Here is a 10,352-nt window from a genome sequence, read left to right on the forward strand (position 1 = left end):
ACCCCCAGTAATGAGCTACAACCAGCCGGGCCCGTACGGCGGGCAGCAGCCCCAGCAGCCCGGGCCGTACGGCCGGCAGCCGCAGCAGCCCGGCCCCTACGGCCAGCAGCCCCAGGCTCCCCAGCCCGGCTACGGCTACCCCCAGCAGGCCCCGCAGCAGGGCGGCTACAGCCAGCCCCAGCAGCCGGGCCCCTACGGGCAGCCCCCTCAGCCCCCGTACGGCCAGCCTCAGGCCCCCTACGGGCAGGTCCCGCCCCCGCCCCCCGGCGGCGGCAAGAAGAAGACCGGCCTGATCATCGCCGCCGTCGCCGTGGTCGCCGCCGCGGCCGTCGGCGGCTACCTCGTCCTCGCCGGCGGAGACGACGACAAGAGCGGCAAGAACGGCGGCTCCTCGAACGTGGCCGGCGGCGGTGGCGACGACGCCGGCATCAAGGACGACGGCCCGCACCAGCTGACGACGCCGGCGACGGTCCTGACCGAGTACCAGAAGGACCCGGGCGGGTCCGGTGGCCTCAACAGCGTCGACCTGGACAAGGCCGAGGCCGCCGGCGTGAAGAACCCCAAGGACGTGCAGGCCCAGTACCAGTCGGGCAGCAAGGACAACCCGATGGCGCAGAAGGTGCTGACCTTCGGCGGTGTCTACGGCGACATCGAGGACCCGGAGGGCGTCGTGGACCACATGTTCACGAACGCCAAGGAGAAGAACGAGACGTCGGCGGGCGGCGGCAGCGGCGAGAGCGTCACGCTGGTCGGCGAGCCGAAGGAGTACAAGCCCGCCGAACTCGACGGCGCCGTCATGAAGTGCCAGGAGATGAAGGTCGACCTGGGCAGCGGCGCGGGCACCTCCGGCTCCACCGCCGGGTCCTCCGGGCCGAGCGAGATGTCCGCGTCGACGTGCATCTGGGGCGACCACAGCACCATCGGCTACGTCGTCACCACGGACGTGGCGAGCGCGCTGTCCGGCAAGGCAGCCGACCTCGACGAGGCCGCGACCACCACGGCCAAGTTCCGCGGGGAAGTCCGCGTCAAGATCTGACGCCTGTCACGCGCGCGGCCCGGCCCGGTCATTCGGCCGGGCCCGCTTGCGTCAGGATGTCAAGAAAAGTTAAGCGTTTCGGAGGGGAACCCCCATGAGCTACAACCAGCCGGGCCCATACGGCGGGCAGCAGCCCCAGCAGCCCGGGCCGTACGGCGGGCAGCAGCCCCAGCAGCCCGGGCCGTACGGCCAGCAGCCGCAGCAGCCCGGCCCCTACGGCCAGCAGCCCCAGGCTCCCCAGCCCGGCTACGGCTACCCCCAGCAGGCTCCCCCGCCGCAGCCCCAGCCCCAGCCCGGGTACGGCTACCCGCAGCAGGCCCCGCAGCCCGGGCCCTACAGCCAGCCCCAGCAGCCCGGCCCCTACGGGCAGGTTCCCCCACAGCCCCCGTACGGCCAGCAGCCCCAGGCCCCCTACGGGCAGGTCCCGCCCCCGCCCCCCGGCGGCGGCAAGAAGAAGACCGGCCTGATCATCGCCGCCGTCGCCGTGGTCGCCGCCGCGGCCGTCGGCGGCTACCTCGTCCTCGCCGGCGGAGACGACGACAAGAGCGGCAAGGGCGGCAAGAACGGCGACTCCTCGAACGTGGCCGGCAGCGGCATCAAGGACGACGGCCCGCACACGCTGACGACGCCTCCCACGATCCTCAACGAGTACGACAAGAGCGACGAGATGAGCGGCGGCTTCAACTCCAGCGACCTGGCGGCCGCCGAGAAGGCGGGTGTGAAGGACCCGCAGGACGTCGACGCCGGCTACCAGTCGGGGGACGGGAGCAATCCTCTGCGGCAGAAGGCCCTCCAGTTCATGGGCGTCTACGGCGAGATCGAGAACCCGGGCCCGGTCGTCGACGGCATGTTCGCGAAGATCAAGAAGGACTCGCAGAAGAACAGCTCGGAAACGGGCGAGCTCGTCGGCAGCCCCAAGGACTTCAGCACGGGCGACACCGTCCTCAAGTGCCAGGAGTCCGTGATGGAGAACAGCGGCGGCGGCGCGTCCTCGGGCCCCAAGGAGATCCACATGCCGGTCTGCATCTGGGGCGACCACAGCACCGTCGGCGTCGTGGTGCCCCTCGAGGTCGCCGAGGCCATGGCGGGCAAGGTCTCGCTCAGCAACGCCTCGGACACCACGCTCCGGGTCCGCAAGGCGGTCCGCGTCAAGGTCTGACGCGCACAGCCCGCACAGCCCGCACCACCGCACCACCGCACCACCGCACCACCGCACCACCGCACCACCGCACCACCAACGAGGGGAATCACGAAGTGAGTTACCAGCAGCCCGGACCGTACGGCGGACCGCCCCAGCAGCCCCAGCAGCCCCAGCCGGGCCCGTACGGGCAGCCGCCGCAGGGTGTCCCGCCGCAGCAGCCGTACGGCCAGCCTGCCCAGCCCTACGGCTACGGGCAGCCGCCGCAGGCCCCCTACGGCCAGTACCCCGGGCCCCCTCAGGGCGGCGGCAAGAAGAAGACCGGGCTTGTCATAGGCGCCGTGGTCGTGGTGGCCGCGCTCGCTGTCGGTGGGTACTTCGTCTACGACAAGGTCAGCGCCTCCTCCGTCTCCGACGACGGCAAGACGTACAAGCTGACGGCGCCCGAGACGGTGCTCGGCAGCTACAAGAAGGACACGTCGGCCGGTGACGCCGGCGGAATGTCGTCGAGCGACCTCGCGGACCTGGAGAAGCAGGGCGTCAGGAACCCCAAGGACGCCCACGCCGCGTACAACTACGGCAAGGGCGCGACGATGAAGTCCCTCAACTACTCCGGTGCGTACGGCGAGATCGACGATCCGGAGAAGGTCGTCGACGCCATGTTCGCCGAGATGGAGAAGGACTCGGCCAAGAGCGACGGCGGCCTCAAGCTCATCGGCAGTCCGGAGGAGTTCACTCCGGACGGCTTCGAGAACGGCGTCATGAAGTGCCAGAAGGCCGAGTACAAGATGGGTGAGATCGGCGCGGACGACGAGGGCGTGCCCAACAGCTTCCAGACGCCGATGTGCGTCTGGGGCGACCACAGCACGGTCGCGTACGCCACCTACTCCGACGTCGCCGCGACCGGCAGCGGCGAGGAGATCTCCCTGGACAACGTCGCCACCCAGGTCGCGAACCTGCGCGACGACGTCCGCGTAGAGGTCAAGTAGCAGCACAAGGAGCAGCAGAGGGCGAGCAACGGAAAGGGGCGCCCGGCGATCGAAATCGCCGGGCGCCCCTTTCCGCGCGTAGGAGAACTACGCGGACTTCTGCTCCCCGGCCCCGGGACCCCGCGCATCGCGCGGCACCAGCGTCGGGTTCACGTTCGACCGGACGACCTCCGACGTGATGACGACACGGGCCACGTCCTTGCGGGACGGCACCTCGTACATCACCGACTGGAGGACCTCCTCCATGATGGCGCGCAGCCCGCGCGCGCCGGTCTGGCGGAGGATCGCCTGGTCCGCGATGGCCTCGAGCGCCTCACGCTCGAACTCCAGCTCCACACCGTCGAGTTCGAACAGGCGCTGGTACTGCTTCACCAGCGCGTTGCGCGGCTCGACGAGGATCTGGAGCAGGGCCTCGCGGTCGAGGTTGTGGACCGAGGTGATCACGGGGAGGCGGCCGATGAACTCGGGGATCATCCCGAACTTCACCAGGTCCTCCGGCATGATGTCCTCGAACTGGTCCTTCTCCTCCATCTCGCGCTTGGAGCGGATGGTGGCGCCGAAGCCGATGCCCTTCGCGCCCGCCCTCGACTCGATGATCTTCTCGAGGCCGGCGAAGGCGCCGCCCACGATGAAGAGCACGTTCGTCGTGTCGATCTGGATGAACTCCTGGTGCGGGTGCTTGCGGCCGCCCTGCGGGGGCACCGAGGCCGTCGTGCCCTCAAGGATCTTGAGGAGCGCCTGCTGGACGCCCTCACCGCTCACATCGCGCGTGATCGACGGGTTCTCGCTCTTGCGGGCCACCTTGTCGATCTCGTCGATGTAGATGATCCCGGTCTCGGCCTTCTTGACGTCGTAGTCAGCGGCCTGGATGAGCTTCAGGAGGATGTTCTCGACGTCCTCGCCGACATAGCCCGCCTCCGTCAGCGCCGTCGCGTCCGCGATGGCGAACGGGACGTTCAGCATGCGGGCGAGTGTCTGCGCCAGGAGCGTCTTGCCGGAGCCGGTCGGGCCGAGCAACAGGATGTTGGACTTCGCGAGTTCGATCGCGTCGTCACGGCCCTGTGCGCCGCCGTTCTCTCCGGCCTGGACCCGCTTGTAGTGGTTGTACACCGCTACCGAGAGGGCCTTCTTCGCGGGCTCCTGGCCCACGACATAGCCCTCAAGGAATTCGTAGATCTCGCGAGGCTTGGGAAGTTCTTCCCAGCGGACCTCGCTCGTCTCCGCGAGCTCTTCCTCGATGATCTCGTTACAGAGGTCGATGCACTCGTCGCAGATGTACACACCGGGGCCTGCGATGAGCTTCTTGACCTGCTTCTGACTCTTTCCGCAGAACGAGCACTTGAGCAGATCGCCGCCGTCACCGATGCGTGCCACGAGGTGCTTCCCCTTCGCCTGGGAGACGCCACGTTCAGCGGCTCCTGGTGCCTCTATCCGACGGTACCTTGCCGGGCCCCCCGTTCGGGCCCCCCTTGGCACGGTTCACTGCGACGCGAGTCGTACACGAACCGTGCCATGGAGCGGCAGATGCTACAGCGCTGTGTCAGGCCACCGAGGCATTGTTCATCTTCCGGGTGGAGATGATCTGGTCGACCAGTCCGTACGAGAGCGCGTCCTCGGCCGTGAGGATCTTGTCGCGCTCGATGTCGTCGCGGATCTTCTCGATCGGCGTCGTGGAGTGCTTGGCCAGCATCTCCTCCAGCTGCGAACGCATCCGGAGGATTTCGTTGGCGGCGATCTCCAGGTCGGAGACCTGTCCGCGGCCCGTCTCGCTGTAGGGCTGGTGGATCAGAATCCGCGCGTTCGGCAGAGCCATGCGCTTGCCCGGCGTACCCGCCGCGAGGAGCACGGCAGCGGCGGACGCGGCCTGGCCCATGCAGACCGTCTGCACATCGGGCTTCACGAACTGCATCGTGTCGTAGATGGCCGTGAGGGCCGTGAACGAGCCGCCCGGGCTGTTGATGTAGATGGAGATGTCGCGGTCGGGGTCCATCGACTCCAGGCACAGGAGCTGCGCCATGACGTCGTTGGCGGACGCGTCGTCGATCTGCACACCGAGGAAGATCACGCGCTCCTCGAAGAGCTTCGCGTACGGGTCGTACTCACGCACGCCCTGCGAGGTGCGCTCGACGAAGCGCGGGATGACGTAACGGGACTCGGCGCGGGCGCCGGTGAACTCGGCCTGGCCGCTCTCGGCCTGCGCGCGCTCATAGATGCCGCTGCCGGGGAAGTGGTTCATCTCTGATTCTCCTGAGAAGGGAGGGGCTTGGGTGTCGGCTTAGGGGCGCTGAGCACGGGGCTCAGGCTCCGGTGCCGCCCCCGCCCGGCATGCTGGCGGCGCTGGACATGATGTCGTCGATGAGGCCGTACTCCTTGGCCTCCTGCGGGTCGAACCAGCGGTCGCGGTCCGAGTCGCGCGTGACCTGCTCGACGGACTGCCCGGTGTGGAACGCCGTGAGCTCGGCCATCTTCTTCTTGGTGAGAAGGAGGCGCTCGGCGTGGATCTTGATGTCCGACGCGGAGCCCGCGAGACCCGCGGACGGCTGATGGATCAGGATCTCGGCGTTCGGCAGGGCGAAGCGCTTGCCCGGCGTACCGGCGCTGAGCAGGAACTGGCCCATGGAGGCGGCCATGCCCATCGCGATCGTCACCACGTCGTTCTTGATGTACTGCATGGTGTCGTAGATCGCCATGCCGGCCGTGATCGAGCCGCCGGGGCTGTTGATGTAGAGGAAGATGTCCTTGTCCGGCTCTGCGGCGAGGAGCAGCAGCTGTGCGGTGATCTTGTTGGCAATGTCGTCGTCCACGGCCTGGCCGAGGAAGATGATCCGCTCGCCGAGCAGCCGGTTGTAGACCTGGTCGCCGAGGCCACCACCGATGGAGGGGTCGCCGGCGGCGGAGGGCATCAGATTCGTCACGTATCCACCTGCTCGTCTTACGACGGCGCCGGGCCGTCTCACGTCTTCAGCTGGGGCTCGGGGACCCGCGTGCTCGCCGCTCCGGGGGCGGCGTCGGGGACTCCCCTGCCCTCGTATTCATGGACCCTAACGCGCGGGGTCCCTCCGGGAATCCCGCAGACCGAACTGTTCGCTGTGAGCGCAGGTTCTGGCGGGGGCGCCTGGAACGGTGCCGGTCGTGCCCCGTCAGGGGCGCGGGGAACTGCGCGGCCGGCCCCCGCCGGGCCGCAGGCGCGTCTGCCGGGACAGGGTCCACGGCGGGTGCGGCTTGTACGTGGTTGCTCGCGCAGTTCCCCGCGCCCCTGAAACGGCACCGGGGCTCCCGGGACCGTTCAGTCCCGGGAGCCCCGGTATGCGTTTAGCCGAGCGCAGCGGTCACGCCTCGGTCTTCTCCTCGGCAGCCTCGTCCGAGGAAGCCTCGACGGTCTCGGCCGTCTCGTCCTCGAGGTCGACGACCTCGCCGTTCGTGTCCTTGACCGTGGCGGCCTCGACGACGACCGCGAGGGCCTTGCCGCGGGCGACCTCGCCGACGAGCATCGGGACCTGGCCGCCCTCGACGACGGCCTGGGCGAACTGGTCGGGGGACATGCCGGAGGACTGCGCGCGACGCATGAGGTGCTCGGTGAGCTCCTCCTGGTTCACGTTCAGCTTCTCCTTGTTGACGAGCTCGTCGAGGACGAACTGCGTCTTGATGCCCTTCTCGGCCTGCTCCTTGGTCTCGGCGTCGAACTCTTCCTCGGTCTTGCCCTGGATCTCCAGGTACTTCGCGAGGTCGAGGCCCATCTGGCCGAGCTGGTGGTTCACCAGGTTGTGCTTGCGGGTCTGGATCTCGTCCGCGAGGAGCTTCTCGGGGACGGGGACCTCGACCAGCTCGAGCAGCTTCTCCAGGACGCGCTCCTGGGCCTGCGTGGCCTGGTCGTACTGCTTCATGTTCTCGAGGCGCTTGCGGCTGTCGGCCTTCAGCTCGTCGAGGGTGTCGAACTCGGAGGCGAGCTGCGCGAAGTCGTCGTCCAGCTCCGGCAGTTCACGCTTGGCGACCTGGGTGACCTTGACGGTGACCTCGGACTCCTTGCCGGCGGCCGAGCCGCCCTTGAGCTCGGAGGTGAAGGTGGCCTCGCCACCGGCCTCCAGGCCCTTCACGGCGTCGTCGATGCCCTCGAGGAGCTCGCCGGAGCCGATCGTGTAGGAGACGCCGGACGCGACGCCGTCCTCCAGGACCTCGCCCTCGACCTTGGCCTGCAGGTCGATCGTCACGACGTCGCCGTCCTCGGCGGCACGCTCGACCGGGGACGTGGAGGCGAAGCGCTCGCGCAGCTCCTCCACGGCCTTGTCGACGTCCTCGTCGCTGACCTCGACGGCGTCGACCTCGACCTCGATGCCGGAGTAGTCCGGGATCTCGATCGCGGGACGGATGTCGACCTCAGCGGTGAAGTTGAGGGTCTCGTTGTCCTTCAGCTCGGTGATGTCCACCTCGGGCTGGCCCAGGACGTTGAGCTCGGCCTCGTTCACGGCCTCGGTGTAGAACTTCGGGAGCGCGTCGTTGACGGCCTCTTCGAGGACGGCGCCGCGGCCGAACCGCTGGTCGATGACTCGGGCCGGGATCTTGCCCTTGCGGAAGCCCTTCACCGTGACCTGCTGGTTGATCTTCTTGTAGGCCGCGTCGAGGCTGTCCTTGAGCTCCTCGAAGGGCACCTCAACAGTGAGCCGAACCCGGGTCGGGTTCAGGGTCTCCACGGCGCTCTTCACGGTTCGGTCTCCTTGGGGCTGACTTCTTGGGATTCTGCCCGGCTCAGAGACACACGGGCACACAACTTGCATAGTAACGGCAAGCGGGAGCCGAGCCACAATGCGATCTTCGGCGGAACATCGCGGGAGAGGAACGACGGGCCTCGTACAGGCCTCGCGGGGAGGAACAAGGTGGTCGGGGTGGCGGGATTTGAACCCACGGCCTTCCGCTCCCAAAGCGGACGCGCTACCAAGCTGCGCCACACCCCGTCGGTGCGACACGTAGGGTACATGCCCGCAGGCAGTGCGGCTCCCGGTTTACGGGGCCGGATCGCGGGGGGCACGTGCGGCGAGCCGGCAGGACCCGCTAGGATGCCTGTCGTGCCGCGGGTTCCGCTCGTGGCGCGAACCGTGCGGGCGTAGCTCAATGGTAGAGCCCTAGTCTTCCAAACTAGCTACGCGGGTTCGATTCCCGTCGCCCGCTCTTCCGAGGAAACCCCAGGCCGGCAACGGTCTGGGGTTTCTGCGTTCCCCGGCCGTCCGGACTCAGAAGCTGATCGAGTTGATGGTCTCCGCCACTTCGTTCAGGAAGCGGTTTATCGACGGAGCCATGCCCGTGGAGGCGAGGAAGAAGCCGAAGAGCACCGCGACGATCGCGGGGCCCGCCTTGAGCGATCCCCCGCGGATCAGCACCACAAGGATGATCGCCAACAGCAGCACCACTGACAGCGAAATGGCCACACTGATCACACCCTAGGTCGGTCGCTCTCCCGGCCCGGGGGGGTACGACCCCGCACACCCCCGCCAGGGACCATCGTGCCACCAACGAGCCCCCTCCATGCGGCCGGTGACACATCGTCGGCCAACGCTTCTCGGCCCCGGCGCACGGACGAACCCTGCGGGCGCAAGCGCAGCGCACTGTCGCACAGCAATTCGACGACCGGCGGACATGAGAATTCGGTGTGATCGTTGCCATCGCCACACACGACGTTCGCAAGAAATTCCAATTCGGCCGTCCGGACATTTCACCGGAGTCGCCCGGGAGTGTTATGCACCATTTAAACCGGATGAGTTGTGACGTACCGGGCGCGATGCGCACGCATACTGCCACATCTCTTTGTCGACTCTCTTTGTCACCCGAACCGATTCCCGGGGATTGCGTCGACGAAAGTGACGGGGGTTTTACGAATACACCGCCGCGACGCTAGGGTGCCTCAGATGTTCCACGCTGCCACCACCCCCGCAGGCGCAGTGCGGTCCCGGGTCGTCTCACCGAGCTCCTGGTGGGAGGGCCTGTGACCAACTCGGTGCAACCGCACGGACGCCACCGGGCGCCGCTCCCCCCGGCCCAGGTGCCGGCGGCCGGAGTTCCCACTCCCCGCGCCCACCACCCGACCCCGCAGGCCACCGCCACAGCTCCCCCCACCCCGGCCGGCCACAGCGCCGCCCGCAGCACGTCGAAGCCCGCCAAGCAGCGCGACGCGTTCTTCGACAACGCCAAGTACCTGGCGATCGTCCTCGTGGCGATGGCCCACGCATGGGAACCGCTGACGGATCACAGCCGCGCCGCCGAGGCGCTGTACATGACCGTCTACACCTTCCACATGCCGGCGTTCATCGTGATCTCCGGCTACTTCTCCCGCAGTTTCGACATGCGTCCGGACCGCCTGAAGCGGCTCGTGACCGGTGTCGCCGTGCCGTACGTGATCTTCGAAGTCGCGTACACCTTCTTCAAGCGCTGGGCCGACGACGATCCCGGCCAGCCGATCAGTCTGCTCGACCCCTGGTATCTCACCTGGTTCCTGGTCGCGCTCTTCGTGTGGCGGCTCACCGTGCCGCTGTGGAAGATCGTGCGCTGGCCGGTGCCGCTCGCGCTGGCCATCGCCATGCTCGCCGTGATCTCACCCGATATCGGCGACGACCTCGACCTGCAGCGCGTACTGCAGTTCCTGCCGTTCTTCGTACTCGGCCTCTTCATGAAGCCCGAGTACTTCCAGCTGGTGCGCCGCCGTGAGGTGCGAATCCTCTCCGTGCCGGTCTTCGCCGCCGCGGTGCTCCTCGCCTACTGGGCGGCGCCCCGGATGACCTCCGTGTGGTTCTACCGCCGTGACAGCGCGCAGGAGCTTGGCGTGCCGTGGTGGGTCGGCATCGTGATGACGCTGGCGCTCTTCGGCTGCTCGGTCGTCCTCACCGCGTGCTTCTTCGCGTGGGTGCCGCGCCGCAAGATGTGGTTCACGATCCTCGGCGCGGGCACGCTGTACGGCTACCTGCTGCACGGCTTCCTCGCCAAGGGCTCCCGTTTCTGGGGCTGGTTCGAGGACTACGAGTGGCTGCACAAGCCGCTCGGCGAGATCTTCGTGACGGTGGTCGCGGGGACCGTGGTGACCCTGCTGTGCACGCCACCGGTGCAGCGCATGTTCCGTTTCGCGATGGAGCCCAAGATGGAGTGGGCCTTCAAGCGGGACGCGGCGCAGCTCGCCCGGGAACGCGGCAGGTCCGGCTAGCGTCTC

General features: G+C 68.1%; 9 protein-coding genes and 2 tRNA genes. 5 read left to right on the forward strand and 6 right to left on the reverse strand.

What is annotated here, in order from left to right:
• The first annotated feature begins 10 nt into the window (after positions 1-10).
• The 3 genes from AB0N81_RS32905 to AB0N81_RS32915 all read left to right on the forward strand — a co-directional run bounded on the left by AB0N81_RS32905 (position 11) and on the right by AB0N81_RS32915 (position 3,163).
• Positions 11-1,036: a hypothetical protein gene (locus AB0N81_RS32905; protein WP_365364843.1), complete on the forward strand. Its 1,026-nt coding sequence runs from the start codon at positions 11-13 to the stop codon at positions 1,034-1,036.
• Positions 1,037-1,130: 94 nt separating this feature from the next.
• Positions 1,131-2,195, forward strand: coding sequence for a hypothetical protein (locus AB0N81_RS32910; RefSeq protein ID WP_365364845.1), 1,065 nt, complete (start codon positions 1,131-1,133; stop codon positions 2,193-2,195).
• 95 nt (positions 2,196-2,290) lie between these two features.
• On the forward strand, positions 2,291-3,163 hold the full coding sequence (locus AB0N81_RS32915; protein WP_365364847.1) for a hypothetical protein: 873 nt from the start codon (positions 2,291-2,293) through the stop codon (positions 3,161-3,163).
• A gap of 87 nt (positions 3,164-3,250) precedes the next feature.
• Here the strand turns inward: AB0N81_RS32915 and clpX are convergent, their stop codons facing one another.
• The 5 genes from clpX to AB0N81_RS32940 form a co-directional block, all read right to left on the reverse strand.
• Positions 3,251-4,537 (reverse strand): ATP-dependent Clp protease ATP-binding subunit ClpX, encoded by a 1,287-nt coding sequence (gene clpX / locus AB0N81_RS32920; RefSeq protein ID WP_365364849.1) that lies wholly within the window; start codon positions 4,535-4,537, stop codon positions 3,251-3,253.
• Positions 4,538-4,703: 166 nt separating this feature from the next.
• On the reverse strand, positions 4,704-5,399 hold the full coding sequence (locus AB0N81_RS32925; RefSeq protein ID WP_365364850.1) for an ATP-dependent Clp protease proteolytic subunit: 696 nt from the start codon (positions 5,397-5,399) through the stop codon (positions 4,704-4,706).
• A 61-nt stretch (positions 5,400-5,460) separates the two neighbouring features.
• A complete protein-coding gene (locus AB0N81_RS32930; protein WP_365364986.1) occupies positions 5,461-6,066 on the reverse strand; it encodes an ATP-dependent Clp protease proteolytic subunit in 606 nt (201 codons plus the stop codon).
• Between the two features lie 426 nt (positions 6,067-6,492).
• Positions 6,493-7,863 (reverse strand): trigger factor, encoded by a 1,371-nt coding sequence (tig, locus tag AB0N81_RS32935; RefSeq protein WP_365364852.1) that lies wholly within the window; start codon positions 7,861-7,863, stop codon positions 6,493-6,495.
• A gap of 172 nt (positions 7,864-8,035) precedes the next feature.
• A tRNA-Pro gene (locus AB0N81_RS32940) sits at positions 8,036-8,112 on the reverse strand.
• Between the two features lie 143 nt (positions 8,113-8,255).
• On the opposite strand from AB0N81_RS32940, the gene AB0N81_RS32945 reads away from it, so the two are divergent.
• Positions 8,256-8,326: transfer RNA gene (locus tag AB0N81_RS32945), tRNA-Gly, on the forward strand.
• Positions 8,327-8,388: 62 nt separating this feature from the next.
• Here AB0N81_RS32945 and AB0N81_RS32950 read toward each other — a convergent pair.
• A complete protein-coding gene (locus tag AB0N81_RS32950) occupies positions 8,389-8,583 on the reverse strand; it encodes a hypothetical protein (protein WP_055570088.1) in 195 nt (64 codons plus the stop codon).
• Between the two features lie 554 nt (positions 8,584-9,137).
• Between AB0N81_RS32950 and AB0N81_RS32955 the strand changes: the two genes are divergently transcribed.
• Positions 9,138-10,346 carry an acyltransferase family protein gene (locus tag AB0N81_RS32955; RefSeq protein WP_365364854.1) on the forward strand — a complete coding sequence of 403 codons (1,209 nt, stop codon included), beginning with the start codon at positions 9,138-9,140 and terminating at the stop codon, positions 10,344-10,346.
• Positions 10,347-10,352 lie beyond the last annotated feature (6 nt).

This window comes from Streptomyces sp. NPDC093510 (assembly GCF_040683555.1).
GTDB lineage: Bacteria > Actinomycetota > Actinomycetes > Streptomycetales > Streptomycetaceae > Streptomyces.